Annotated in this window: 26 protein-coding genes; 17 read left to right on the plus strand and 9 right to left on the minus strand. The window is 61.5% G+C overall.

The window, feature by feature from the left end; genetic code table 11:
* Window positions 1-115 precede the first annotated feature (115 nt).
* From KW821_RS12160 to KW821_RS12170, 3 genes are all read left to right on the plus strand, one after another.
* Entirely contained in the window at window positions 116-1,420 is a 1,305-nt protein-coding gene (locus tag KW821_RS12160) for an FAD-binding oxidoreductase (RefSeq protein WP_126623403.1), read from the plus strand.
* A gap of 190 nt (window positions 1,421-1,610) precedes the next feature.
* Window positions 1,611-2,354, plus strand: coding sequence for a hypothetical protein (locus KW821_RS12165; protein WP_218291627.1), 744 nt, complete (start codon window positions 1,611-1,613; stop codon window positions 2,352-2,354).
* Window positions 2,321-2,743 (plus strand): hypothetical protein, encoded by a 423-nt coding sequence (locus tag KW821_RS12170; RefSeq protein WP_126623402.1) that lies wholly within the window; start codon window positions 2,321-2,323, stop codon window positions 2,741-2,743. The genes KW821_RS12165 and KW821_RS12170 overlap by 34 nt, the downstream gene beginning before the upstream one ends.
* Window positions 2,744-2,747: 4 nt before the next feature.
* Here KW821_RS12170 and KW821_RS12175 read toward each other — a convergent pair whose 3' ends face one another.
* The 3 genes from KW821_RS12175 to cutA all read right to left on the minus strand — a co-directional run bounded on the left by KW821_RS12175 (window position 2,748) and on the right by cutA (window position 5,410).
* Window positions 2,748-3,170: a hypothetical protein gene (locus KW821_RS12175; protein ID WP_218291628.1), complete on the minus strand. Its 423-nt coding sequence runs from the start codon at window positions 3,168-3,170 to the stop codon at window positions 2,748-2,750.
* Window positions 3,171-3,314: 144 nt separating this feature from the next.
* The gene (locus tag KW821_RS12180; protein ID WP_218291629.1) at window positions 3,315-5,096 is read right to left on the minus strand and encodes a protein-disulfide reductase DsbD; all 1,782 of its coding nucleotides are present in this window, start codon (window positions 5,094-5,096) and stop codon (window positions 3,315-3,317) included.
* Window positions 5,093-5,410, minus strand: coding sequence for a divalent-cation tolerance protein CutA (cutA, locus tag KW821_RS12185; protein ID WP_218291630.1), 318 nt, complete (start codon window positions 5,408-5,410; stop codon window positions 5,093-5,095). Before cutA ends, KW821_RS12180 begins: the two co-directional genes overlap by 4 nt.
* 193 nt (window positions 5,411-5,603) lie before the next feature.
* On the opposite strand from cutA, the gene KW821_RS12190 reads away from it, so the two are divergent.
* Entirely contained in the window at window positions 5,604-5,945 is a 342-nt protein-coding gene (locus tag KW821_RS12190; protein WP_042653065.1) for a hypothetical protein, read from the plus strand.
* 77 nt (window positions 5,946-6,022) lie between these two features.
* On the opposite strand, the gene KW821_RS12195 is transcribed toward KW821_RS12190, so the two are convergent.
* Window positions 6,023-6,460: a PACE efflux transporter gene (locus tag KW821_RS12195; protein WP_042653064.1), complete on the minus strand. Its 438-nt coding sequence runs from the start codon at window positions 6,458-6,460 to the stop codon at window positions 6,023-6,025.
* A 122-nt stretch (window positions 6,461-6,582) separates the two neighbouring features.
* Here KW821_RS12195 and KW821_RS12200 point away from each other — a divergent pair, with 122 nt between their 5' ends.
* Window positions 6,583-7,488: a LysR family transcriptional regulator gene (locus tag KW821_RS12200; RefSeq protein ID WP_218291631.1), complete on the plus strand. Its 906-nt coding sequence runs from the start codon at window positions 6,583-6,585 to the stop codon at window positions 7,486-7,488.
* A 26-nt stretch (window positions 7,489-7,514) separates the two neighbouring features.
* Here KW821_RS12200 and ygfZ read toward each other — a convergent pair whose 3' ends face one another.
* The gene (ygfZ, locus tag KW821_RS12205; RefSeq protein WP_218291632.1) at window positions 7,515-8,426 is read right to left on the minus strand and encodes a tRNA-modifying protein YgfZ; all 912 of its coding nucleotides are present in this window, start codon (window positions 8,424-8,426) and stop codon (window positions 7,515-7,517) included.
* Between the two features lie 113 nt (window positions 8,427-8,539).
* On the opposite strand from ygfZ, the gene KW821_RS12210 reads away from it, so the two are divergent.
* On the plus strand, window positions 8,540-8,809 hold the full coding sequence (locus KW821_RS12210; RefSeq protein WP_042653061.1) for a succinate dehydrogenase assembly factor 2: 270 nt from the start codon (window positions 8,540-8,542) through the stop codon (window positions 8,807-8,809).
* 62 nt (window positions 8,810-8,871) lie between these two features.
* Window positions 8,872-9,246 carry a protein YgfX gene (locus tag KW821_RS12215; RefSeq protein WP_218291697.1) on the plus strand — a complete coding sequence of 125 codons (375 nt, stop codon included), beginning with the start codon at window positions 8,872-8,874 and terminating at the stop codon, window positions 9,244-9,246.
* Window positions 9,247-9,319: 73 nt separating this feature from the next.
* On the opposite strand, the gene nadB is transcribed toward KW821_RS12215, so the two are convergent.
* Window positions 9,320-10,927 (minus strand): L-aspartate oxidase, encoded by a 1,608-nt coding sequence (gene nadB, locus KW821_RS12220; protein WP_042653059.1) that lies wholly within the window; start codon window positions 10,925-10,927, stop codon window positions 9,320-9,322.
* Between the two features lie 181 nt (window positions 10,928-11,108).
* Between nadB and rpoE the strand changes: the two genes are divergently transcribed.
* The 10 genes from rpoE (at window position 11,109) to pdxJ (ending at window position 20,095) form a co-directional block, all read left to right on the plus strand.
* A complete protein-coding gene (gene rpoE, locus KW821_RS12225) occupies window positions 11,109-11,690 on the plus strand; it encodes an RNA polymerase sigma factor RpoE (protein WP_042653058.1) in 582 nt (193 codons plus the stop codon).
* A gap of 23 nt (window positions 11,691-11,713) precedes the next feature.
* Window positions 11,714-12,298 carry an RseA family anti-sigma factor gene (locus tag KW821_RS12230; protein WP_042653057.1) on the plus strand — a complete coding sequence of 195 codons (585 nt, stop codon included), beginning with the start codon at window positions 11,714-11,716 and terminating at the stop codon, window positions 12,296-12,298.
* Window positions 12,299-12,319: 21 nt separating this feature from the next.
* Window positions 12,320-13,300: a MucB/RseB C-terminal domain-containing protein gene (locus KW821_RS12235; RefSeq protein WP_042653056.1), complete on the plus strand. Its 981-nt coding sequence runs from the start codon at window positions 12,320-12,322 to the stop codon at window positions 13,298-13,300.
* 90 nt (window positions 13,301-13,390) lie between these two features.
* Complete coding sequence (locus tag KW821_RS12240; RefSeq protein ID WP_218291698.1) at window positions 13,391-13,852, plus strand: SoxR reducing system RseC family protein; 462 nt, start codon at window positions 13,391-13,393, stop codon at window positions 13,850-13,852.
* A gap of 171 nt (window positions 13,853-14,023) precedes the next feature.
* Window positions 14,024-15,817, plus strand: coding sequence for a translation elongation factor 4 (lepA, locus tag KW821_RS12245; protein ID WP_042653054.1), 1,794 nt, complete (start codon window positions 14,024-14,026; stop codon window positions 15,815-15,817).
* A 3-nt stretch (window positions 15,818-15,820) separates the two neighbouring features.
* Entirely contained in the window at window positions 15,821-16,744 is a 924-nt protein-coding gene (gene lepB / locus KW821_RS12250; RefSeq protein WP_042653053.1) for a signal peptidase I, read from the plus strand.
* Window positions 16,745-17,416: a ribonuclease III gene (gene rnc, locus KW821_RS12255; protein WP_042653052.1), complete on the plus strand. Its 672-nt coding sequence runs from the start codon at window positions 16,745-16,747 to the stop codon at window positions 17,414-17,416. It begins immediately after the preceding gene.
* Window positions 17,413-18,318: a GTPase Era gene (gene era, locus KW821_RS12260; RefSeq protein WP_042653051.1), complete on the plus strand. Its 906-nt coding sequence runs from the start codon at window positions 17,413-17,415 to the stop codon at window positions 18,316-18,318. Before rnc ends, era begins: the two co-directional genes overlap by 4 nt.
* 14 nt (window positions 18,319-18,332) lie before the next feature.
* Complete coding sequence (recO, locus tag KW821_RS12265) at window positions 18,333-19,031, plus strand: DNA repair protein RecO (RefSeq protein ID WP_218291633.1); 699 nt, start codon at window positions 18,333-18,335, stop codon at window positions 19,029-19,031.
* A gap of 326 nt (window positions 19,032-19,357) precedes the next feature.
* Window positions 19,358-20,095 carry a pyridoxine 5'-phosphate synthase gene (gene pdxJ / locus KW821_RS12270; RefSeq protein ID WP_042653049.1) on the plus strand — a complete coding sequence of 246 codons (738 nt, stop codon included), beginning with the start codon at window positions 19,358-19,360 and terminating at the stop codon, window positions 20,093-20,095.
* Between the two features lie 199 nt (window positions 20,096-20,294).
* Here pdxJ and KW821_RS12275 read toward each other — a convergent pair whose 3' ends face one another.
* From KW821_RS12275 to barA, 3 genes are all read right to left on the minus strand, one after another.
* Window positions 20,295-21,218, minus strand: a complete 924-nt coding sequence (locus KW821_RS12275) for an N-acetylmuramoyl-L-alanine amidase (RefSeq protein ID WP_218291634.1) — start codon at window positions 21,216-21,218, stop codon at window positions 20,295-20,297.
* Window positions 21,219-21,221: 3 nt separating this feature from the next.
* A complete protein-coding gene (locus tag KW821_RS12280; RefSeq protein ID WP_218291635.1) occupies window positions 21,222-21,701 on the minus strand; it encodes a DUF1456 family protein in 480 nt (159 codons plus the stop codon).
* Window positions 21,702-21,837: 136 nt separating this feature from the next.
* Entirely contained in the window at window positions 21,838-24,549 is a 2,712-nt protein-coding gene (barA, locus tag KW821_RS12285; RefSeq protein WP_218291636.1) for a two-component sensor histidine kinase BarA, read from the minus strand.
* Window positions 24,550-24,678 lie beyond the last annotated feature (129 nt).

A 24,678-nucleotide genomic window follows, 5' to 3' on the forward strand; every position in this document is an offset into this window, starting at 1 on the left:
CACCTTTTGCATTTCTGTGATCCCGACAGGCTGGATCAGTGCCCATTGGGTGGGTATTATCGATGACAGATCGTTTAATTTAGTAAACGAATGCGACCAAGGCAGGATGCTGAGTATGCAGACAGGAAGACACAACGGACACCAGGAGCACGTCACCTCCTACTATGCGGCGACCCGCAACGACCATCAGCAGTGGCCCGAGCTCAGCGGTGAGCTCGATGCCGATGTGTGCATCATAGGCGGTGGCTTCACCGGGCTGAACACCGCCATCAATCTGGCAGAGGCGGGCTACAGGGTGGCCCTGCTGGAGGCGAACCGCATCGGCTGGGGCGCCTCGGGCCGCAACGGCGGTCAGCTGATCCGCGGCATCGGCCACGACACCAGCCAGTTTGCCCGCTGGATCGGCGAGCAGGGGGTACGCGAGCTGGATCTGATGGGGCTGGAGGCGGTGCAGCTGGTGCGCGAGCGGATCGAGCGCTTCAACATCGACTGCGACCTGCGCTGGGGCTATTGCGATCTCGCTACCAAGGCGCGCCATCTGACCGGATTCGAGGAGGAGATGGCGCATCTGGCCAGCCTGGGTTACCAGCATGAGACCAGGCTGGTGCCCCAGGCCGAGATGGGCTCGGTGGTCGGTTCCGAGCGCTATATCGGTGGCATGATCGACATGGGCTCCGGCCACCTGCATCCCCTCAACCTGGCGCTCGGCGAGGCCCGTGCCGCGGCTAGCCTCGGTGTGGCGCTGTTCGAGCAGTCCAGGGTGATCGACATCGACTATGGCGATCGGGTAGAGGTCACCACGGCCCATGGCCGGGTCAGCGCCGACTATCTGGTGATCGGTTGCAACGCCTACCTCAACGATCTCAATCCCGAGCTGGGTGGCCGGGTGCTGCCGGCCGGCTCCTATATCCTCGCCACCGAGGTGCTGGAGAAGCGGCTGCGCCAGCGCCTGCTGCCGCAAAACATGGCGGTGTGCGATCAGAACGTGGCGCTCGATTATTACCGGTTGTCGGCCGATGGCCGGCTGCTGTTTGGCGGTGCCTGCAACTACTCGGGGCGCGATCCTAAGGATATAAAGGCCTTTATGCTGCCCAAGCTGCTGCGGGTCTTCCCCGAGCTGGCCAACACCGCCATCGAGTTCCAGTGGGGTGGCATGATCGGCATAGGGGCCAACCGCTTGCCGCAGATCGGGCGCCTCAAGGAATATCCCAACGTGTTCTACGCCCAGGCCTATTCAGGTCATGGCCTCAACGCCACCCACATGGCGGCCAAGCTGGTGGCGGAGGCGATCGTGGGGGAGAGTCGCGGCTTCGATCTGTTCAGCACCGTACCCCACATGACCTTCCCCGGCGGCCCGGCCCTGCGCTCTCCCCTGCTGGCGCTGGGGATGCTGTGGCACAGGATGAAGGATCTGATGTGATCTCGCGCCGGCCTCTCCATGGGCAGGAGGGCCGGCAAACAAAAACATATTGGAAATCAACCTCCTGATCTGTGTGATCACCGAAAGGTGATTAAGCATCATATGAAACCTTATTCCTTGGCTATAGTGATCTGGCTTGTTCACGAACGAATCCTTGTTGGTGGCTGGCACGGAAGGCGCGGGAGTCACCATGGCGACCCGTTCCTGCAATGACACGGGATATAAGGAAAATAATATGTTCAGCCCAAGACGGCTCCAGTTTGACAATATGTTGCTGGAGAGGCATGGCTTGTCCAGTGCCCCTCCTCCTGTCGACTCTCTATTCTGGCGTTTATGGCAACCCTGTCTGCCTATTGCGCAGAAGACACTGGTGACCCCCTATATTAACGGTATCAAGAATGCCAATCTGGACCCCGTTATCTATGGTGGATTCAACGTCAGTGATGCTTATTATTGTTTTAACGGTGCCCAGAGTTACTTGGCGGCGGAGAGTCGCACGGATGATGAGGGATTAAAATTTTTCCTGCTGGAGAAATATAAAAGATACCAGACGTATAACGAGGCGTTTCCCACTATATGGCATGTCCGTGATGCCAGCGGGGTGGTGCCCACCCCCGCGTGCCGTGATTATGCCCAATTCGAGTCGGACACGGCCTCCCATGCCGATCCCATCTACACCCTCATCATGATGATCCCTTGCGAATACCTCTGGTACTGGCTCGCCAATCAGCTGATGCCACCATCGCCCGGCAACCTGTATGGCCCCTGGATAACGGGTAACGACAGCACCTCCGGTGCCTATGCCATGGGCAACTTTCTGGATCAATACCAGCGTGCACATCCCGGAGCCATAGATGAAAACAAGGCACAGAACATCTACTCCACGGCCATGAATTTCGAGTGGCAGAATTTCTTGTCGGCAACCCAATCCTGAGGGGTAATATCATGGCGAGTAAAATATTTAATATCGACTCATTCCCTGCCGGTTATTATATGTCCTGGTTTGTGACGACTCAGGCTGGATTCCAGGTGAAGGCGAAGCTCTATGATGGCAGCAAGGTATATTTTGATAATCAGAAGCAGAGCGTGGATATTAATCCACCGCTGGCACAGGGGGCAGATTTTGTTCAGAATGGGCAGGTCAAATTGCTGATAGATGAACCTCAATCCGCAGCATTGAGCAGCAGTATCAATACTTATAATATTACGACCAATGACGGCTCTGTCATTGGCTATGGATATAATATTTCCATCGAAGACCAGAATGATGGCGATTATAACGATGTCGCCATCTCGCTGGTCGCCTGGAAGAATAAAGGGTAAGGCATCAACCTGCTTGCTGGGTTGGCACCGCCAGGCGCCAGCCCTGTTCCGTTTTCATCATCCAGACTTCGGTTTCTTGTGGCAGCGCCTGTCCCGCCTCGAACTCGCCGTATTTGCGCTCCAGCTCCATCAGGGCCATCTCCTGCTGAAAGGGGCCGACCCTGTCGTAGACGAGATCCTCATCGTGCAGTATCTGCAGCTGATCCAGTCCCTGCTTGAAGCGCACCTGGTAGCTCACCTTGACCAGGTAGACGCCGTCCATCCGCTCCTCCTTGCCAAGTACAGTAAAGTCACTGATATCAAACAGATTGGGATCGGTTTCGGCCTGCAGCTTGGCGGTGACTTGGCTCTGGATCGCCTCTTCACCTGGACCCGCATTGCAGCCAGAGAGCCAGAGGGCCAGCAGGGGGATGAACCACTTTTTCATCAAAACTCCGGACGAACGAGACGATACGGGAAAGGAAAGGGCAAATTTTGCCATGCCGCCCCGCAGATACAAGGGATGGTCAGAAAAATCAATGGCTGTCGGCTAGCGGGAGCACCGGCTCAGGGGCTCCGAGCCGGCCTCTGGTTAGCGCAGCTTGTCGAGCTGGCCGAGGAACTCGGCGGGGCCCATAAAGCCGGTCACCCGCTGACCGCTGACCTCATTGCCGGCGCTGTCGAAGAAGATCAGGGTCGGCAGCCCCAACACGTTCAGGCCGTTGAGCAGCTCGACGTCGACATCGTCGTTGGCGGTGACATCCGCCTGCAACAACACCATGTCGTTGAAGCGGGCACGCACCGCGGGATCGCTGAAGGTCTTGTGCTCGAACTCCTTGCAGGCCACGCACCAGTCGGCATAGAGATCCAGCAGCACCGGCTTGCCACGGGTGGCGGCGAGCCGGGTCCTGAGATCATCGAGGGTCTTGATGCGGATAAACGGCGGCGCCTCGGTCTGGGTGCTGGCCTGGGGCCGCTGGTCGGGTAGCAGCAGATCCCTGGCCGCCACCACGGCCCCCATCATCGCCAGCAGCAGCACGAAGCCGCACAGGCTCCTGCCGATGGAGTGGGGCTGACGCTGCTGATGATGGTAGAGGTAACCGCACAGCAGCAGGCCCCAGCCCAGCCAGAGCAGGCTGGTGACCTGCTCGCTCCACAGTCGGGACAGCAGCAGCACGGGCACCGCCAGCAGCGCAAAACCAAACAGTTGCTTGATCACATCCATCCAGGCGCCGGCTCTGGGCAGCAGCTTGCCCCCCGAGGTGCCGAGCAGCAGCAGTGGCAGCCCCATCCCCAGGGAGAGCGCATAGAGCGCCGAGCCGCCGAGCCAGAGATCGCCGCTTTGGGCCACGTAGATCAGCGCCCCCGAGAGCGGGGCCGTGGTGCAGGGGGAGCAGACCAGGCCGGAGATCATGCCCATGATGCCGACCCCCGCCACCGAGCCGCCCTGCTGACGATTGGAGAGGCCGGAGAGCCGGGTTTGCAGGCTGCTCGGCAGTTGCAGGGTATAGAGCCCGAACATGGAGAGCGCCAGCAGCACGAACATGACGGAGAGGCCGATCAGCACATAGGGGTGCTGCAGCGCGGCCTGGAACTTGAGCCCGGCGGAAGCCACCACCAACCCGAGCAGGGTATAGGTGACTGCCATGCCCTGCACATAGACGAAGGAGAGCAGGAAGGCGCGACGGGTGGAGAGACGCTGGCCCGCGCCGGCGATGATGCCGGTCAGGATGGGGTACATGGGGAAGACGCAGGGGGTGAAGGCGAGCCCCAGCCCCAGTGCGAAGAAGGCGGCGATGCTGAGCCAGAAGCCCTGGCTGCCGAGGGCGGCCGCCAGCCGATCCTGCTGGCTGCTGGCCGGCGCAGTGGCTGGGTCTGCACTCGCCGCTCCCGCAGCGCTGACGGCTGGGGTGGCCGCGATGGGCTGCACCTCGATCAGCTTGTCGGTGGGCGGGTAGCAGAGGCCATCGGTACAGCCCTGATAGCTGATCTTGAGGCTGGCCTGCTGGCCTACCTCGGTCAGGGTGACGGGGATCTGCACCTCCTGGTAATAGACCCGGGTCTTGCCGAAGAAGTCATCCTCGTGCTCAGTGCCGGCGGGCAACTCGGGGGCATCGAAGGTGAGGTTCTGCCCCTGGAAGCTGAAGCGATGACGGTAGAGATAGTAGCCATCGGCGATGCGCAGGCTCAGCAGCAGCTTGTCACCCTGTTGTTCGCTGTCCAGGACGAAGGCCTCATCGACCTTCAGGAACTTGGGTTGGGTGCCGGCCTCGATGCCGAGGGAGCTCAGCAGGTCGTTGCTGCTGGCCTGCGCGGGGGATGTCAGCAGGGCCAGCAGGAGTAGCAGGGGTGAGAGCAGGCGCAGCACGATCATGAGGTTTCCTGTGTTAACCAGTCGAGATAGGGTTGATGGCCCTGGCTTGTCGGGAGCGCCAGGACTTCCGGCACCTCATAGGGATGATGCTCGAGGATGCACTGGCGCAGGGGCTCGAACAGCGGGGCCCTGGACTTGATGATGAGCTGGATTTCGCGCGCGCGCTCAATTTTCCCCTGCCAGCGATAGACGGAGGTGAGCCCTGGCAGTTGATTGATGCAAGCGGCGAGGTGCCTGGTCAGCAGTTGCTCGCAGATGAGGTCGGCACTGGCCTCGTCTGGACAGGTGCAGAGCACCAGAATGGCGTCGGTCATGGTATGACAGGTCTCGTCTGAGGGGGCCACTCGGCCCTCTGGATCAGCCGTTACTATACCGAGCAAAGGGGGAAATAGCACCCGATGCGGGCCCGGCACCCGGCGCACAAATAAGTGATGCGCCTGAGATAGACGCTGTGAAAAGGACAGGGCAGAATGAGCGGGCTTGTTCCCACTCTACGTAAGGAAATGTATGACCCAACAGAATGAGCAGCAGAGAAACCGCATGTTGAGCCTGCTGCGTGAAGGCGAGCGCCGCATGTTGGTGCAACTGGCCGGTCTGCTGCGCACCAGCGTCGATGAAATCAACGCCGAGCTGGAGAAAGAGGAGTTGCTGTCGGCGCTGGAACAACCCATCACGGTGGAGTACCTCAACGGCGTGGTGCAGCACCATCTGTTCGAGCGTCTGCACAAGGGTGACCTGGTCGCGGCCCAGCGCATGCTGAACCAGTACCAGAGCGATCTCGAGGCCATGCTGAACCAAGAAGCGGCCCAGACCGAGGCCCCCACCGAAGAGGCGAAGGCCCAGGCCTGAGCACGGGTCTCCCCGTCAGCCCTCTCAGCACCATCATGCCTGCCGCATGATGGTGCCTCGTTTATCCCCGTACTCTGTTAACCCGTGACCCGCTGTGCCGACTGGCCCGGGATGGGAAACACCTTGTCATAGCTCCAGTTGTAGACGAAGGCATAGACCAGGTAGAACAGCACGAAGCCCAGATCCAGCACCAGCGCCTCCAGCAGGCTGATGTCGAGCCACCAGGACATCACCGGCAGGGCAACCAGCAGCAGCCCCCCCTCGAAGCCGAAGGTATGCAGGACTCGTTGCCACAGCGACTTGTGGGTGTGGCCCTGATAGCGGAGCAACAGCTTGTCCACCCCGATGTTGTAGACATAGTTCCAGACGGTGGCGACCACCGAGAAGAACAGGGCAAGCGGACCCATATGATTGAGGCCGACGCCGGTGACCCAGCTTGCCAGGGGGGCGGCGATCAACAGACCAATCAGTTCAAAACCAACGGCATGGCGCAGGCGGTCGCGAGTGTTACGCATATTCATCTCCCTCTAAGCAATGTGTCTAACGACATGATGGGGGCTAATCTATCCATTAAAACGCATAGGTGCTCGTTAGTATGTATCGTTAAAATAGATATATCGATGAGGGAGACTGAGACATGAACCTTTCACTGGAACAACTCAAGGCGCTGCTGGCGGCGGCGGAGACGGGATCTTTCTCGGCCGCCGCCCGCCGGCTGGGCAAGGCTCAATCGGTGGTGAGCACGGCCATCGCCAACCTGGAGATCGATCTCGGCCTCGAGTTGTTCGATCGTTCGGGCCGCTACCCGGTGCTGACGGCGGCGGGGGAGCGCCTCAGGGTGGAGGCCCAGTCGGTGCTGGCCAGCAGCGATCAGTTGCAGGCGGTGGCCCGTGAGCTGCACGGCGGGGTGGAGCCCCGCCTCACCCTGGCCATCGATGACGGCTCCCAGCTGCCCTGGATCGGTGAGGTGCTTGAGCGCTTCGCCTGCGAGTTCCCCATGCTGGAGCTGGAGCTGCTCTTCCCCATGCTCGAGGATCTCACCCTGCTGCTGCAGGAGGGGAGGGCGCACCTCGGCATCAGCTACGAGCGGTTGCAGCAGGATCCGGCGCTGGCTTTTCACTCCCTCGGCCGGCTGAATCTCCCCATCATCGCCGCCCCGACCCATCCCCTGGCGAGCAAGGGCCCCATCGGACTCGCCGAGCTGAAGACCGCCCGCCAGCTGATGGTGACCGGCCGCCGGGGCGGCGTGGAGCGGGAGCGGTTTCGCTTCTCCCCCAATGTCTGGTGGGTGGAGGGGGACGGTGCCGTGCTGGAGTTGATCAAGCGGGGACTGGGCTGGGGCTCGGTGCCGGAGTACCTGCTGCAGGGGCCGCTGACCCGGGGCGAGGTGGTGAAACTGCCCGTAGCGTTTCTGGATCAGGAGTGGAGCATGGGGATAGAGCTGCTGTGGCAGCGGGCGCAGCCGCTTGGCGCCGCGGGTCGCTGGCTGAAGGAGGCGCTGATCCAGCATGCCCGGCGTGAGCAGGTGGGGCGCGCCTCCTGAGTGTCTGTTGTGGTCGGGCCGCGAACTCAGTCGATCAGCGGGTAGGGCAGGGGTTGCAGGCTGAGGCTGGAGGCCTCTTCCTGCTTGAGGCGGAATTGGGCGTCGGTCTCGGTATCTTTTGGCAGCACGGCGGTGAGCCACAGCTGACCATCCTGCTGCCAGGCGTTCAGCACCATGCCGCTGCGTCGCCAGTTGTCACCGAGCCGGATCTCCAGCGCATCGCCACTGGCTACGGGATTGGCAGCCGAGCCCGCCAGCACGAACAGGGCCCGGTTGTTGGCGCCGCGATACTTGGCGCGCGCCACTATCTCCTGCCCCATGTAACAGCCCTTGGTGAAGCTGATGCCGTCCAGCGCCTGCAGGTTCAGCATCTGGGGAATGTATTCCCCCTGATGCACGGCTTCCAGGTGCGGGATGCCGGCCTTGATGTCCAGTCCCCACCAGAGTGACTCCTGCCCGGCGGGCAGACCGAGGCTCAGCGGCTGCTCGGTGACCAGCAGCCAGCGATCGGTTTCGATCTGCACCGCCATGCCGCCCGGGATCAGGGCCGTCGTTTCGACGGTGAACTGTGCCGCCATCCAGGCATCCGTTCCCTGGCCGGCCACACCGACCGCCTGACCCGGATAGGCGGCGATCTCGACCTTGGCGAACACCGCGAACTTCTTGAGCTCGGGCAGCTGGCGCGCCAGCACCGAGGACTTGGTCAGCAGCAGCAGATGCTCTTCGAGGCAGAGCAGACGGAAATCGCTCCACAGCTTGCCCTTGGCATCGCAGTGGCCGCCGAGGGTGCTCTGACCCGGTTGCAGCGCATTGACGTCGCAGGTGACCTGGCCTTGCAGATATTTGACACGATCGATGCCGCTCAGGCTGGTGATGGCGAGGTCAGTCAGGGGGAAGAGGGTTGGCTCGGCAGGAAAAACAGGCGTTAGCAGGCTCACGATGGTATTCCAGAGACAGAAAGTATGTGACCTGCATGGTAAAGACGTAAGGAATGTTTGTCAGCCGGAAAATCCAGCTGCTACCATCCCCGGGTCTTTGTAAGGAGAGTGCTATGTTGAGTCCAATTGAAAAGTCCCGCCTGAAATGGGCCTGCCGCCGCGGCATGCTCGAACTGGATGTGATCTTTATGCCTTTTCTTGAACACGAGTTCGATGCCCTCGGCGAGGATGATCAACAGACCTTCATCCGCCTGCTGGAGAGCGATGACCCGGATCTGTTCAAGTGGTGCATGGGCCACGGCGTGCCGGAAGATCCTGCCTTCGCCGCCATGATCCCGCTGATCCTGGAGCGCAACCAGGCCCGTCACGACCGCCAAAGCTGATCCCCCGCGCCTGACATGCGGCCCAGCTCGTCACCACAGCCAGTCCCCTGATGCGGGTCGTGATGCCCGTCATCGTCTCCCGGCGGCAGCGCCTGCTGCTGCTCATGCTATTTCTGTTGTTGCTGTGGCCCACCGCCAGCCTGATCCGGGGTTGGCAGTGGGGGCTGTTTCTACCTTGCTGGCTGACTGGTCTCTGGCTCGCCTGGCGTCGGGTCATGCTCATCCGTGGTGAGCTGATCTGGGATGGCGAATGGCTGGAGTGGCAGGGGAGGCGTTACCGGCTGGGGGCCCGCTGCCGGATCCTGCCCGGTGTGCTCTGGTTGCGGCTGCGAGAGGGCGAGTTGCCCGAGCTATCACTCTGGCTCTGCTCGGATGCGCTGGCGCCGGCGCACTACCGGGCGCTGGCCCGCGCCATTCATCTCAATCCCCCTCGTTAACCGCATTTTCCAATGACCCATCAATAGATGACCCCGCCGGAGCGGGGTCATTTGGTGACAACTGGCGGAGGGGTTATTCCCGATCCGGTGTCAGTACCGTGGGCTTGGGGTCCGGCTGCATCTCCGGATAGTCCAGGTTGTAGTGCAGGCCGCGGGACTCCTTGCGCTGCAGGGCGCAGTTGACGATGAGCTCGGCCACCTGCAACAGGTTGCGCAGCTCCAGCAGGTTGTTGGAGACCCGGAAGTTGGCGTAGTACTCCTGCACCTCCTGCTTGAGCAGGTCGATGCGGCGCTTGGCGCGGGCGAGGCGCTTGTTGGTCCGCACTATCCCCACGTAGTCCCACATCATCAGGCGCAGCTCGTGCCAGTTGTGCTGGATCACCACCTGTTCGTCCGAGTCATCCACCTGGCTCTCGTCCCAGGCCGGCAGCTTGGGCGGCTCCACGCTCATGGGCAGCTTGGCCAGAATGTCGGCCCCCGCCTGATGGGCATAGACCACGCATTCGAGCAGGGAGTTGGAGGCCATGCGGTTGGCGCCGTGCAGGCCGGTGTAGGTCACCTCGCCGATGGCGTAGAGGCCGGGAATATCGGTCTGTCCACTGCCATCTATCATCACGCCACCGCAGGTGTAGTGCGCCGCCGGAACTATGGGCATGGCCTCCTTGGTGATGTCTATCCCCACCGCGAGGCAGCGCTCGTGGATGGTCGGGAAGTGCTTGATGATGAAGTCGGCCGGCTTGTGGCTGATGTCCAGGTACATGCAGTCGGCACCGAGCCGCTTCATCTCGTGGTCTATGGCGCGGGCGACTATGTCCCGCGGCGCCAGCTCGGCGCGCTCGTCGAAGTCCAGCATGAAGCGGCTGCCATCGGGCCGGCGCAGATAGGCACCTTCGCCACGCAGCGCCTCGGTCAGCAGAAAGTTGGGGTCGTCCGGATGGAACAGGCTGGTGGGATGGAACTGGTTGAACTCCAGATTCGCCACCCGGCAGCCGGCCCGCCAGGCCATGGCGATGCCATCCCCTGAGCTGACATCCGGGTTGGAGGTGTACTGATACACCTTGGAGGCCCCGCCGGTGGCCAGCGCCACGAAGCGGGCACGGATCACCTCGACCTGCTCGACGTTGCGGTTCCAGACATAGGCGCCGAGCACCTTGTTGCCTGGCAGGTTCAGCTTGCGGGTGGTGATGAGATCGACCGCGTTGAAGCGCTCCATCAGCCGGATGTTGGGGTGGGCCCGCACCTGATCGATCAGGGTGAGCTGCACCGCCTTGCCGGTGGCATCGGCCGCGTGGAAGATGCGGCGATGGCTATGACCCCCTTCCCGGGTCAGGTGATAGTGGGACTCCCCCTCGGCATCCTCCTCCTGATCGAAGGGGACCCCCTGCTGGATCAGCCACTGGATGGAGTCGCGGGCGTTGCGGGCGGTGAACTCCACCACGGCCGGGTCACATAACCCGGCCCCGGCGTTGAGCGTGTCGCTCACGTGGGATTCGATGCTGTCGGTCTCGTCGAACACGGCAGCGATGCCTCCTTGCGCATAGAAAGTGGCCCCCTCACTGATGGGCCCCTTGCTCAGAACCAGGACTTTGGCCTGATCTGCCAATCGCAACGCGAGAGACAGACCGGCGGCACCGCTGCCAATGATCAGTACGTCGCAAAGGTATTCAACACTTGCTTTCATAAGTATCATTGGCCTGGATAAAGAACTGGCCCCATGGTAGCCCAAGGGGGGTTGTGATGCAGCTCGCATCACATTTTTTTCAATGCAAGCGAACTTTCTCTGATTCCTCCTGTCTGAACTTGTGCGCTTAGAAAGGGCCGGAAAAGAAAAACGATAACCTGATGGGGGTTTTACGGCTCTGATGAGCGACCAGAATCTACTGGACGAACAGCTGGTTGAACGGGTCCAGCGTGGCGATAAAAATGCATTCAACCTGTTGGTAAAAAAATACCAGCATAAGGTGGTCAACCTGGTGGCCAGGTATGTCAACAATCCGGGCGATGTGCCGGATGTGGCGCAGGAGGCCTTTATCAAGGCTTACCGTGCGTTACCGACATTCCGTGGCGAGAGCGCGTTTTACACCTGGTTGTACCGGATCGCCGTCAACACGGCCAAAAATTACCTGACCTCACAGGGGCGCAGACCGCCCAGCAGTGATGTCGAAGCAGACGAGGCTGAATATTATGGTGGTGGTGAAGCCTTGCAAGAGGTGGCCACCCCGGAAAACCTGGCGCTGACCGATGAGATCAAGCGTACCGTGTTTGCCGCCATAGAAGCCTTGCCTGAAGACTTGAGAACAGCGATCACCCTTCGTGAACTGGAAGGGCTGAGCTACGAAGAGATTGCGGAGATCATGGATTGTCCTGTGGGTACGGTGAGATCCCGTATCTTCCGGGCGAGGGAAGCAATCGACAAAAAGCTGCAACCTCTGATCGAGAATTAAACTGGGGAAAGACAGGCAAACTTATGGCAAATCAAGAGCAACTCTCAGCCCTGATGGATGGCGACCTGAGCGATGTCGAGGTACTGAATGAGCTGGGAACGGATCCGGCACTGCAGGATACCTGGGCTCGCTACCATCTGATCGGTGATGCCATGCGGGGGGACCTGCCGGTCAATCTGCAACTGGATCTCAGCGACAGCATCATGCTGGCGCTGGAAGACGAACCGACCATACTGGCCCCCAAGCCGGTACAGCCAGCCGCGCCACAGGTGCACAGGGCCAAGGTGTTGCCCTTGCTGCGTCGCGTCAGCCAGCAGGTGGGGCAGTATGCCATCGCCGCATCGGTTGCCGCCGCCGTCATCTTCGGGGTTCAGCAATATCAGGGTCAGGACGGTATGCCGGCCAACCCGGTGCTCAACACCATACCCGTCGGTGGCAGTGCGACGCCGGTGAGCGTGCACTATCCGCAAGATGGGAACCGCGCCACGACTCGTCAACAAGGGTTGAACGAGCAACAGATGCAAGAGCAGCGTGAGCGGATCAATGCCTTCCTGCGTGATCATCAGTTGCAACAACGTCTGCTACAAGACAAGCAGATCCAGGAATAACGCATTTTTAGGGATCAGATCGTGCGCCAGTCCAGCCGTATCTTGCTGGCCTCTCTCCTGCTAATTTGTGCCAAGGCCTCGGCCGACGAACTGTCGGCCGAGGCCTTGTTGCAGCAGATGCAGAGTGCCGTCTCTCAACAGAATTTCGAATTATCCATGGTCAAGGCCCGTCAGGGGCGCCTCGAACCCATTCGTTTCAGTCATGGGGTGATCGACGGCAAAGAGGTGGCCCATCTGAGCTATCTCGATGGTAAGACGGTGGAGTACCTGCAGCGCCAGAATGAATACACCTTCTTCGAAAACACCCACGAACCCTACACGCTCAAGGGCGCGCGCTTCCCTGGTGTGTGGTCGACCCTGGTGAAGATGCCGCTGCCCCGGGTGCTGGAAAGCTATGATCCCGTGCTGGCTGGCCGCAGCCGGGTGGCCGGTCTGGTGGCACAGGTCGTCAGATTGGTGCCGAAAGAGACTGACAAATACGGTTTCGTGCTCTGGATAGATGAACAGAGCCACCTGCTGCTGCGGGTGGACATGGTGGATCGGGAAGGCAGCCTGGTGGAGCAGGTGCTGGGGGTCGATCTGGACCGTCAGTCGGCGCCGGCGCCCTGGCTGGTGACCCTGGTCAACAGCAAGCTGCCCGAGGCGCTGGAGCTGGAAGATGCCTATCCTGCCCCCCAGCAGACCCTGAACTGGCATCTGACCTGGCTGCCGGCCGGCTTCAAGGTGTTGTCCCAGGACCGCCACCAGCTGGTCAGCACCAGCCTGCCGGTGGACTACATGATGTTGTCGGATGGACTGGTGGATCTCTCTGTCTATGTGGCCAGGGTCGATCCCAAGCAGGCGGTGCGCCAGCAGCTGATCCGGCAGGGAGCCACCTCCTTGGTCAGCTATGTCAACGAGGTCGGGGTGGAGATCACCGTGGTCGGGGAAGTCCCGGCCGAGACCGCCAAGCGCATCGCCGAGTCGGTGCAGCCGCTGGCGCGCAACGAGGCGGTGCAATGAGACTGAGCCATTCCACTTGCCGGGGCGGGGCGGCCGTGTTCAGATTGGATAAATCTGTTGCTGCTAGTCTGGAGCCCTCTGGTGAGTGAAATGAGTGAAGAGCTGGCGACCGTGGTGGCCATCGATGGCCAACATGCCTGGGTGGAGTGCGAACGGCGCTCCGCCTGCAGCGGTTGCCATCAGCAGTCCAACTGCGGCACCGGCACCGTCGCCAAGGCCTTTCCCCTGAAGTCGCAGCGACTGCGGGTGGCGCTGACCGCCGAAGTCATGGTGGGTCAGCAGATCCGGCTCGGCATCCCGCAGGCAAGCATCTTGCGGGGGGCTGCTCTGGTCTATGTGCTGCCGCTGTTCTGTCTGCTGCTGGGGGCCCTGCTCGGCCAGCTCTGGCTGGCGCCACTGCTGTCGGCGGGGGAGGGCGTGACCATCCTCAGCTGCCTGCTGGGCGGCACCTTAGGTTTTTCACTGGTTCGTTACTTTTCTGCTCGGCTCGAGCAAGGGGAATACGGTCCCCGCATGCTCGGCGTGGTACTCAATACCCGTCATCTCTCCTGAGTGGCAAGATCCTGTTTCGGGCCTCTTTGTGCCCGAAATAGTGCCTAACGCCTGCCAGACAAGGCGCTATTTCTGGTGCCCGTCGACTAAAGATTGGCCGTCGACCGGGTTATCCAGTAAAATCCTGCCCTCATATCCGACCCTAACTTAATTTTGAGTGATTCTTGCTCGATGAAACACATTCGTAACTTTTCGATTATTGCGCACATCGACCACGGTAAATCGACCCTGTCGGACCGTCTGATCCAGACTTGTGGCGGCCTGTCCTCCCGCGAGATGCAGGCTCAGGTGCTTGACTCCATGGATCTGGAGCGCGAGCGCGGCATTACCATCAAAGCACAGAGTGTGACCCTGAACTACCAGGCACAAGACGGTAACACCTATCAGCTGAACTTTATCGACACCCCGGGCCACGTGGATTTCTCCTACGAGGTTTCCCGCTCCCTGGCGGCCTGTGAAGGGGCTTTGCTGGTGGTGGATGCCGGTCAGGGGGTTGAGGCACAGACTCTGGCCAACTGCTACACCGCCATGGAGATGGAGCTGGAAGTGGTGCCGATCCTGAACAAGATCGATCTGCCGGCCGCCGAGCCCGAGCGGGTCGCGGAAGAGATCGAAGACATCGTCGGCATCGACGCCATCGATGCGGTGCGCTGCTCCGCCAAGACCGGTCTGGGGGTCGATCTGGTATTGGAAGAGATCGTCGCCCGCATCCCGCCCCCGGAAGGGGATCCGGATGCCCCGCTGCAGGCGCTGATCATCGACTCCTGGTTCGACTCCTACCTTGGCGTCGTCTCCCTGGTGCGGATCAAGAACGGTTCGCTCAAGAAGAACGACAAGATCAAGGTGATGAGCACCGGTCAGGTGTGGGGCGTGGATCGTATCGGTATCTTCACCCCCAAGCAGGTGGATACCCAGGGTCTGGGCTGTGGCGAGGTAGGTTGGGTCGTCTGCGGCATCAAGGACATCCACGGCGCGCCTGTGGGCGATACCCTGACGCAAGCCAAGAACGGTGCCGACAAGGCGCTGGCGGGCTTCAAGAAGGTCAAGCCGCAGGTCTATGCGGGCCTGTTCCCCATCTCCAGCGATGACTACGAGTCATTCCGTGATGCGCTGGACAAGCTCTCCCTGAACGACGCCTCCCTGTTCTTCGAGCCGGAAAGCTCCACCGCGCTCGGCTTCGGCTTCCGTTGTGGCTTCCTCGGCATGCTGCACATGGAGATCATCCAGGAGCGCCTGGAGCGGGAATACGATCTGGATCTGATCACCACGGCGCCGACCGTGGTGTACGAGATCGAGCTGAACAATGGCGAGACCATCCACATCGACAGCCCGTCTGCGATGCCCCCGGTCAACAACATCAAAGAGATGCGTGAGCCCATCGCCGAGTGCAACATCCTGCTGCCGCAGGAGTACATGGGCAACGTCATCACCCTCTGCATCGAGAAGCGTGGCGTGCAGACCAACATGGTCTATCACGGCAAGCAGGTGGCCCTGACCTACGAGATCCCGATGGCGGAAGTGGTGCTCGATTTCTTCGATCGCCTCAAGTCCACCAGTCGCGGTTATGCCTCGCTGGATTACGGCTTCAAGCGCTTCGAGACCTCCGAGATGGTGCGCCTCGACATCATGATCAACGGTGAGCGGGTCGATGCCCTGGCCATCATCACCCACAAGGAGAACGCCCAGTATCGCGGTCGCCAGGTGGTGGAGAAGATGCGTGAGCTGATCCCGCGCCAGATGTTCGACATCGCGATTCAGGCGTCCATCGGCAACCAGATCATCGCCCGCAGCACCGTCAAGGCCCTGCGCAAGGACGTGACCGCCAAGTGCTACGGCGGTGACGTGAGCCGGAAGAAGAAGCTGCTGAACAAGCAGAAAGAAGGCAAGAAGCGGATGAAGTCCCTGGGCCGTGTCGACGTGCCGCAAGAGGCCTTCCTCGCGATCCTCCACGTAGGCAAGGACTAATCGATGGCTAGCACCTTTTCCCTGATCCTGGCGATTGTCACCGTACTGACCGGCATCATCTGGACCGTCGACAAGCTGGTCTGGTCCAAGCAACGGGCGGCCAAGATTGCGGCAGCCCGTGCCAACGCCGGCCCGAACATCGATGAGAAGACGCTGGCCAAGGTGGCCCCCATGCCGGTCTGGATCGAACAGACCGGCGGGGTCTTCCCGGTCATTGCGCTGGTGCTGATCCTGCGTTCCTTCATCTTCGAACCCTTCCAGATCCCGTCTGGCTCCATGATGCCCACCCTGCTGGTGGGCGACTTCATCCTGGTGGAGAAGTTCGCCTACGGCCTGCGTGATCCCGTGACCAACACCAAGTTCCTGGAGACAGGCGCCCCCGAGCGTGGCGATGTGGTGGTGTTCAAGTATCCGCTGGATACCCGGGTGGACTACATCAAGCGAGTGGTCGGCATGCCGGGGGATCGGGTCATCTATCGCAACAAGGAGCTGATGATCAGACCCAAGTGCGAGGAGCAGGAAGGGAAAACGTGCCCGGGCTTCAAGAAGCTCGACGTCAAGTTTGAACAAAGGGGCGAATTTAGCCAGATGGGGATCCCGCTGGATCGGTACACCGAACAGCTGGGCAGCGTCTCTCACGAGACCCTGCGCAACCCCCTGATGCCCGATCTGGTCGACCGTTATTACCGCCAGCCGGGGACTTACCCCGATGAGTGGGTGGTGCCGGAAGGCCAGTATTTCGTGATGGGCGACAACCGCGACAACAGTACCGACAGCCGATTCTGGGGCTTCGTGCCCGAGCAGAACCTGGTGGGCAAGGCGGTCGCCATCTGGATCAGTTTCGAATTCGAGCGCGAGGAAGGTTCCAGTTTGCCAAGCTGGGTACCGACTGGTGTGCGCTTCAACCGCATTGGCGGAATCAAGTAAATGAATATCAAGATGAACAGACTGCAGTCCCGTCTCGGGCATGTCTTTCAAGATCAAGACCGATTGACCCGGGCGCTGACTCACCGCAGCGCCGGTTCCCGTCACAACGAGCGACTGGAATTCCTGGGTGACTCCATCCTGAGTCTGGTGATTGCCGACGACCTGTTCCACCGCTTCCCGCAAGCGGCGGAAGGGGACCTCAGCCGGATGCGCGCCACCCTAGTGCGGGAGAAGACCCTGGCCGAGCTCGGCCGGGAGTTCGATCTCGGGGATCACCTGATCCTGGGGCCGGGTGAGCTCAAGAGCGGCGGTTTTCGCCGTGAGTCGATCCTGGCCGACACGGTCGAGGCGGTGATCGGCGCAGTCTATCTGGATACCAATCTGGAGACGGTGCGGACCCTGCTGCTGAGCTGGTATGCCAGCCGCCTGGACGAGATCAAGCCAGGCATTGAGCAGAAGGATCCCAAGACCCGGCTGCAGGAAATTTTGCAGGGAAGCCGTAAATCCCTGCCGACCTACACAGTGACCAACGTCAAGGGCGAAGCCCACAACCAGGAGTTCACCGTCCAGTGTGACGTGGATGGCCTGGATGGTCCGCTGGTCGGGGTCGGCACCAGCCGTCGCAAGGCCGAACAGGCCGCGGCGCAGCAAGCATTGGAAAGACTGTCATGACAGATACAGATACCACCTATTGCGGCTTTGTCGCCATCGTAGGCCGCCCCAACGTGGGCAAGTCCACCCTGCTCAACAAGCTGCTCGGCCAGAAGGTCAGCATCACCTCGAAGAAGCCCCAGACTACCCGTCACCGGATCTTGGGGATCGACACCGAGGACAACTATCAAACCATCTTTGTGGATACCCCGGGTCTGCACATCGAGGAGAAGCGGGCCATCAACCGATTGATGAACCGCGCCGCCACCAGTTCGCTGGGGGACGTGGCCATGGTGGTATTCATGGTCGACGGTACCCACTGGACCAAGGATGACGAGATGGTGCTCGGCAAGCTGCGCCATCTGCCCTGTCCCGTGGTGCTGGCGGTCAACAAGGTAGACAACGTCAAGGACAAGGAAGACCTGCTGCCGCACCTGGAGTGGCTGGGTCAGCAGATGAAGTTCTCCCACATCCTGCCCATCAGTGCCGAGAAGGGTACCAACGTGGAGAAGATCCGCGAGTGGGCCAAGGATCTGCTGCCGGAAAACAACCACTTCTTCCCGGAAGATTACGTGACCGACCGCTCGTCGCGCTTCATGGCCTCCGAGATCATCCGTGAGAAGCTGATGCGCTTCACCGGTGAGGAGCTGCCTTACTCGGTGACGGTGGAGATCGAACGCTTCAAGGTGGAGGAGAACGGTCTCTACCATATCCACGGCCTGATCCTGGTTGAACGTGAAGGCCAGAAGAAGATGGTCATCGGCAACAAGGGCGAGAAGATCAAGACCATAGGCACAGAGGCACGTCTCGACATGGAACGGCTGTTCCAGAACAAGGTGCACCTGGAGCTGTGGGTCAAGGTTAAATCGGGCTGGGCCGATGACGAGCGCGCCCTGCGCAGTCTCGGCTATGGCGATGACTAAGTGGCGCTGAGCGATTGCTGAGTCCGGCTTTCGTCATCCACAGTCGGCCCTATCGGGAGACCAGCCAGCTGGTCGAGGTATTCACCCAGGATAGTGGCCGCTTTACCCTGGTGGCTCGCGGTTCTCGCGGGCCACGCTCCCCTCTGAAGGGGCTGCTGCAACCCTTCACCCTGCTCACCCTGAGTTGGCGTGGCAAGGGCGATCTCAAGAACCTCGCCCAGGTCGAATGCCCGGATCACTCCCTGCGTCTCGGCGGCGACCGCCTGTTCTACGGCCTCTATCTCAACGAGCTGGTCTACTACCTGCTGGAAGCCCATACCCCCTTTCCCGAGGTGTTCGATGCCTATGCCCGTGCCCTGATGGCGCTGGCGGATGGCGAGACCCCCGAGCAGCCCCTGCGTCGCTTCGAGTTCCTGCTGCTGCAAGCGCTCGGCTACGCGGTGGACTTCGAATATGCCGCCGACGATGAGTCCGCGATCCGACCCGAGCTGTTATACGGCTTCGAGCGCGAGCTCGGCTTTGTCGCTTGCGAGCGGGCGCCGGATCCCCGTACCCTGTTCCTCGGCGCCCACCTGCTGGCCTTCGCCGAGGGGCGTTTCGACAGTCCCCCCTTGCTGCAGGCGGCCAAGCGTTTCAGCCGGCTGGCGCTCCAGCCCTATCTCGGCAAACGCCAGTTAAAGAGCCGGGAGTTGTTTTTGAAACGGAAAAGCTAACGCGGATTGGCGCTGCAGCCTCTCATGTTTCAGCAAACGCCAGTTAAAGAGCCGGGAGTTGTTTTTGAAACGGAAAAGCTAACGCGGATTGGCGCTGCAGCCTTTCATGTTTCAGCAAACGCCAGTTGAAGAGCCGGGAGTTGTTTTTAAAGCGGCGAAGTAGCTTGGACTAACCGTTTTGCGGCGTTACCCGACAGGGTAAGAATGTTACCGACGTCCGATTACGCTGCGCTAATCGAACCTACGAGCTGACATACGGATATCAGAGGCTGGGGGTCTGCCGCCAGCCACACAGTTAACAGATGACCTGTATCAAGGAGTAAGCAATGAGCGAGATCTACCTGGGTGTGAACATCGACCATATCGCCACCCTGCGTAATGCCCGCGGCACCCAGTATCCGGATCCGGTACAGGCCGCCTTCGTGGCCGAACAGGCCGGTGCCGATGGCATCACCGTTCACCTGCGGGAAGATCGCCGCCATATCACCGACCGTGACGTCGAGATCCTGCGTCAGACCATCCAGACCAGGATGAACCTGGAGATGGCGGTGACCGAGGAGATGATAGGCATCGCCTGCCGTATCCAGCCCCAGTTCGTCTGCCTGGTGCCGGAGAAGCGCACCGAGGTGACCACCGAAGGGGGTCTGGACGTGGCGGGCCAGCTAGACAAGATCACCGATGCGGTGACCCGCCTCGCGGCCGTCGGTGCCCAGGTGTCGCTGTTTATCGATGCGGATCCGCTGCAGATCGACGCCGCCGCCGCCAGTGGCGCCCCCTTCATCGAGATCCACACCGGCCGTTATGCCGACGCTACCACGGATGCCGAGCGCAACGCCGAGTTCAAGCGCATCGCCGCTGGCGCCTCCTATGCCGCCGGCAAGGGGCTCAAGGTCAATGCCGGCCACGGCCTGCACTACCACAACGTCAAGGCCATCGCCGCCATCCCCGAGCTCTATGAGCTCAACATAGGCCACGCCATCATAGGCCGTGCCGCCTTCGACGGCCTGGCCAAGGCGGTCAGCGACATGCGCCTGCTGATGCAGGAAGCCCGCCAGGGGATCTGATCGTCATTGATGATGGATGGATGAGATAGCAAGAGGGACGCCACGGCGTCCCTCGTTGTTTTTAGCGAGGAGCGGGTGGTCAGGGCATCGGGAAGTCATGCTCCACAGGACAGTGAGGGATGCCTGCTGGCACCCGGCATCCGGCTCACCGCGGATGAGGGTGGGTGAGAAGTGGGGCTGCGCCGGAGATGTGCACAGTTCAGCGAGACTCGGGGAAGTAACGCTCCAATAAGGCGGTGAGAATGGCCTGGCTCTCGGCATCTGGCTCACCGTTGACGAGGGCCGGGCGAAAGTGGAGCTGGAAGGCGCTCAGCACGGTGCGGCTCTGCTCATCCCAGTCGCCACTCGGGGCTATGTCGTAGCCGTAGCGGGCGAGTTGTTGCTGCCAGGCGAGGGCATCCCAGGCGGGGGCCGGCTGCCGGCGCAACTGCTCGACCCTGGCTTCGTCCGGCCAGGCGCCGACGCCGTATTGCAGGGCGAGTTCGCGCCAGGGGAAGAGCGGACCGGGATCCTGCTTGCGCTCGGGCGCGACATCGCTGTGACCCAGCACCTGGGTCTGCGGTATCTGGTAACGGCGGATGAGCTCCTGCGCCAAGGCGCCGACGGCGGCGATCTGGGCCTGGGTATAGGGCTGCCAGTGGCGCAGCTGGACGGGGATCAGTTCCTGCCCGGTCTCGTAGCCGAGGTTGACGATCTCGATGCCGAGCGAGCTGGTGTTGAGCCCGGCATATTGATGCCAGCGGCTGCGGCCCGCATGCCAGGCGCGCTGGCTGTCGGGCACCAGCTGGTAGATGGGCAGCGGCGTCTGGTCTGTGTCGCGGGGGATCAGGTAGTGGGCGCTCACCTTGTACTGAGGCTCGGTCAGCAGGCGCAGGGAGTGGGTGTCGTCTTCATCTGTGTAGTGCAGGATCAGGAAGGCGATGCGCTCATTCTGGTTGGCGCTGGCATAGCGGGAATCGAGCCGATAGGAGGCGGGCTGGCAGGCGCTCAGACCAAGGAACAGGCAGCATGACAGCAGGCATGACCACCCGCTACGCCGTCCGAGGCGGGAGAAGAGTGATGGCCAGCGCCGCCCACCGGCCACCTCGGGGTGGGCTGACGGGGGGCGAACACGCTGGCCCATGGCTCAGGCGCGGTACTTGGTGGTCAGGCCGATGAGGAAGTTGCGCAGGATCTGATCCCCGCAATCCTGATAGTGCTTGTGATCCTTGGAGCGGAACAGGGCACTCAGCTCGGACTTGGACAGGTTGAAGTCGGCCAGCTTCAGGGTGCCAAGCATGTCCTCTTCCTTGTAGTCGAGGCCGATGCGCAGCTTGCGCAGGATCAGGTTGTTGTTGATCCGGTTCGGGATCACCTGGGCCGGCGCCCCTTCCCGCACGCCACGGCGCGTGATGATGAAGCCGTCGAGGAACTGGCTAAGGGCCGCATCGGGACAGGCGACAAAGCCCGGGTCCTGCTCTTCCCCTTCCTCGGCGCCTTTCAGCAACCAGCTGTGCAGCTGGGCGTGATCGACGGTCAGGTTGCCCTTGGCAAACATGTCGACCATCTGGTCATTGCTGATGGTGAGGGCGTAGCGCAGACGGCGCAGAATATCGTTGTTCGTCATGTTGACTCCTGTAGAAACGGCGCAACTTTACCATTTACCGGACTCTTCGTCAGAAAAAGCGGGTCAGCCCGCCTCGCTCGGGTGGCGATGAGCCCCTTGCCGCTACCCGATGATGCTGATTTTGCATCAAAAGCCTTCAGGCCAGGTAGCGGGGCGCCTCCTGACGCACTTGCTCCAGCGCATCTTGCAGCTCCAGCAACTCGGGTTCGAGCTCGCCGACCGGCACACCGTCGCGCAGTTGCTGCTCGAGCTGGGAGAGCAGACGCTGCAAGCCGGGCACCCCGGAGTAGGCGCAGCCGCCGTTGAGACGGTGCAGCTGTGCCAGCACCTCGGCATCGTCCGCCTGGCCGGACAGCGCCGCCTCCAGCAGCGGCTCCACCTCATCGAAGCTGGCCAGCAGCATGGTCAGCATCTCTTGGGCGAGCTCCGTCTTGCCGGCGGCCTGGCGTACCGCCAACGACCAGTCTATCTGCTGATCGCCGTGATTCTGGTGGCGACGATGGGCGAAGTCGGTGATGAGCTGGGCCAGCATGCCCTCGTCGATGGGCTTGGCCAGATAGTCGTCCATGCCCTGGCGGATCAACCGCTCCCGCTCGCCGGGGATGGCGTGGGCGGTGACCGCGACTATGGGGGTCTCGGTGTTGAGGGAGTGGCGGCGGATCGCCTGGGTGGCGCTGATGCCATCCATGATCGGCATCTGGATATCCATGAAGATGATGTCGAACGGCTGGCTCTGGGCCAGGTTGACCGCCTCCTTGCCGTTCTTGCAGACCACCACCTGACTCACCATCTCCTTGAGCATGGCGGCGATGAGCTTGAGGTTGGCGGCGTTGTCGTCCACCGCCAACACCTTGACCGCCTGCACCTGGCGGGGGGAGGCGGCGGGCAGCGGGGTGCGCTTGGTCGCCTCGGGGGAGAGCAGGGCATGCAGCAGCTTGCGATGGTTGATGGGCTTGGAGAGGCAGTGCTCGGCGCCGTGGGCCAGCATGGCCTCATAGAGGGCGGGCTCGTGGCTGCTGAGCAGCACTATGGTGTTCTGCTGCCCGCTCAAGCCATCAAGGCGGGTGATCACCTGCTGTGGCGTGTGCAGGGTGCTGCTGCCGATGATCACCATGTCCTGGCTGCTCATCTCTGGCCACTCGGCATCTATGCTCAGCGCCTGCACATCCAGTTGCCATTCGGCCAGCAGGGCGAGCAGGGAGGCGTGGGCGAAGGGATCCGGCTCCAGCAGCCAGAGCCGCTTGCCCTGGATGCGATCCAGCGGCAGCCGCTCGCTCTGGGGCAGGGGGGAGATGTCCAGATCCAGGCTGAAGGAGAAGACGGAGCCCTTGCCGAGCTCGGACTCGAACCGGATCTGGCCGCCCATCTGCTGCACCAGCTTCTGGGTGATGACCAGGCCGAGGCCGGTGCCGCCATAACGGCGCGAGATCGAGGAGTCGGCCTGGTTGAAGGCCTGGAACAGCTGACGCTGTTGCTCCTCCGAGATGCCGATGCCGGTATCGCGGATCAGCACGTTGAGCCGCACCTTGTTGCCACTGGCGCTGCCGCTCTGCTGGATGTGCACGTCCACGTTGCCGCGCTCGGTGAACTTGATGGCGTTGCCGGTGAGGTTGGTCAGCACCTGCTGCAGCCGCATGGGATCGCCGGTAAGGTAGTCCGGCACCTCGGCATCCACCTGCAGCGACAACTCGAGCTGCTTGTCGTGGGCGCTCGGGCCGAGCAGGTGCATGGTCTCGTTGAGGGTGTCGCGCAGGCTGAACGGGATGTGCTCCAGCTGCAGCTTGCCCGCCTCCAGCTTGGAGAAGTCGAGGATGTCGTTGATGATGCCGAGCAGGTTGCGCGCCGACTTCTCTATGGTCTGCATATAGTCGGTCTGGCTCGGGGTCAGCGCCGTCTTGAGCAGCTGGCGGGTGAAGCCGATGACGCCGTTGAGCGGGGTACGCAGCTCGTGGGACATATTGGCAAGGAACTCCGACTTGACCCTGGCCGCCTCCTGCGCCCGCTTCTTCGCCATGTCGAGCTCGACGTTCTGGATCTCGATCTGCTCCAGCGTCTCCCGCAGATCCGAGGTGGCCTGATCGATGTTCTGCTGCATCTCCTCATGGTATTCGGAGAGCGCCTTGGCCATGGCGTTGATGCCGTTCTTCAGCATGTCCAGCTCGCCGGTGAGCTGGCCGCTGACCCGGGTATCGAGCCGCCCCTCCCTGATCCTGTGCACCGCTTGCACCATATCGGTGATGGGCTGGGTCACGCTCTTGACCAGCCGGAAGCCAAACAGGGTGCTGACGGCGAGGCCGATGAGCACCATGACCACCGCGAAGAAGGCATCGCGATACTGCAGGACTATGGCCCTGTCCGTGGCGAGCTGCATGGAGATGTAGCCGATCACCGGCGGCTCTAGGTCGCTTGGCAAGGGGAAACCGTCCAGGCTGGTCTCGGCCTGGATGGGGGTGCGCAGTATGATGTCGTCACCATTGAAGGAGACGCTGGTCAGCTCAGGGATGGCGCTGCCATCGGGCAGGCGCAGCTGGCCGAAGTCACGATGGTAGTTGGAGGTGACGAACAGCTGGTTGTCCTGGGTGAAGACGGCGATGGACTTGATGAAGGGCGAGTTCTTGCGGTGAGTCAGCCCGATCAGGCGCTTGAGGGACTCGCGGCTGTGCTGGGTCATGCCGTATTCGCTGGCGATGGCCAGGGGCTCGATGATGTTGATGCCCTGGTCGATCAGGTTGTTTTCCAGCTGGTGATAGCGGTGGAAGGTGAAGTAACCGGCAATCAGGCCGCCGATGATCAGGGTTGGCAATATGGTAAATGCCAGCACTCTGGCTCTGAGGCCGTATCTAGTCATAAGAACAAACCGCCGACGATGAGGGTTGGCAAGATAGTAAATGTCACTGCCGCACGGGTTCTGAGGCCGTCTCTGGTCATGAGTACAAACCGCCGACCAGGGTCCGAATGGGCAAGGGAGTCGATGCCA

Origin of the sequence: Aeromonas sp. sif2416 (assembly GCF_019218665.1) — a bacterium.
GTDB lineage: Bacteria > Pseudomonadota > Gammaproteobacteria > Enterobacterales > Aeromonadaceae > Aeromonas > Aeromonas encheleia.

Excerpts from the sequence above, each read along its gene's own strand:
- KW821_RS12210 (WP_042653061.1), top strand. The coding sequence starts at position 8,540 with ATGTTGAGTCCAATTGAAAAGTCCCGCCTGAAATGGGCCTGCCGCCGC.
- KW821_RS12180 (WP_218291629.1), bottom strand. The coding sequence starts at position 5,096 with ATGATCGTGCTGCGCCTGCTCTCACCCCTGCTACTCCTGCTGGCCCTG.
- lepA (WP_042653054.1), top strand. The coding sequence starts at position 14,024 with ATGAAACACATTCGTAACTTTTCGATTATTGCGCACATCGACCACGGT.
- KW821_RS12160 (WP_126623403.1), top strand. The coding sequence starts at position 116 with ATGCAGACAGGAAGACACAACGGACACCAGGAGCACGTCACCTCCTAC.
- cutA (WP_218291630.1), bottom strand. The coding sequence starts at position 5,410 with ATGACCGACGCCATTCTGGTGCTCTGCACCTGTCCAGACGAGGCCAGT.
- KW821_RS12190 (WP_042653065.1), top strand. The coding sequence starts at position 5,604 with ATGACCCAACAGAATGAGCAGCAGAGAAACCGCATGTTGAGCCTGCTG.
- lepB (WP_042653053.1), top strand. The coding sequence starts at position 15,821 with ATGGCTAGCACCTTTTCCCTGATCCTGGCGATTGTCACCGTACTGACC.
- barA (WP_218291636.1), bottom strand. The coding sequence starts at position 24,549 with ATGACTAGATACGGCCTCAGAGCCAGAGTGCTGGCATTTACCATATTG.
- nadB (WP_042653059.1), bottom strand. The coding sequence starts at position 10,927 with ATGAAAGCAAGTGTTGAATACCTTTGCGACGTACTGATCATTGGCAGC.
- KW821_RS12165 (WP_218291627.1), top strand. The coding sequence starts at position 1,611 with ATGGCGACCCGTTCCTGCAATGACACGGGATATAAGGAAAATAATATG.
- KW821_RS12215 (WP_218291697.1), top strand. The coding sequence starts at position 8,872 with ATGCCCGTCATCGTCTCCCGGCGGCAGCGCCTGCTGCTGCTCATGCTA.
- KW821_RS12200 (WP_218291631.1), top strand. The coding sequence starts at position 6,583 with ATGAACCTTTCACTGGAACAACTCAAGGCGCTGCTGGCGGCGGCGGAG.
- rpoE (WP_042653058.1), top strand. The coding sequence starts at position 11,109 with ATGAGCGACCAGAATCTACTGGACGAACAGCTGGTTGAACGGGTCCAG.
- KW821_RS12230 (WP_042653057.1), top strand. The coding sequence starts at position 11,714 with ATGGCAAATCAAGAGCAACTCTCAGCCCTGATGGATGGCGACCTGAGC.
- KW821_RS12175 (WP_218291628.1), bottom strand. The coding sequence starts at position 3,170 with ATGAAAAAGTGGTTCATCCCCCTGCTGGCCCTCTGGCTCTCTGGCTGC.
- era (WP_042653051.1), top strand. The coding sequence starts at position 17,413 with ATGACAGATACAGATACCACCTATTGCGGCTTTGTCGCCATCGTAGGC.
- KW821_RS12240 (WP_218291698.1), top strand. The coding sequence starts at position 13,391 with ATGAGTGAAGAGCTGGCGACCGTGGTGGCCATCGATGGCCAACATGCC.
- KW821_RS12275 (WP_218291634.1), bottom strand. The coding sequence starts at position 21,218 with ATGGGCCAGCGTGTTCGCCCCCCGTCAGCCCACCCCGAGGTGGCCGGT.
- KW821_RS12195 (WP_042653064.1), bottom strand. The coding sequence starts at position 6,460 with ATGCGTAACACTCGCGACCGCCTGCGCCATGCCGTTGGTTTTGAACTG.
- pdxJ (WP_042653049.1), top strand. The coding sequence starts at position 19,358 with ATGAGCGAGATCTACCTGGGTGTGAACATCGACCATATCGCCACCCTG.
- rnc (WP_042653052.1), top strand. The coding sequence starts at position 16,745 with ATGAATATCAAGATGAACAGACTGCAGTCCCGTCTCGGGCATGTCTTT.
- KW821_RS12280 (WP_218291635.1), bottom strand. The coding sequence starts at position 21,701 with ATGACGAACAACGATATTCTGCGCCGTCTGCGCTACGCCCTCACCATC.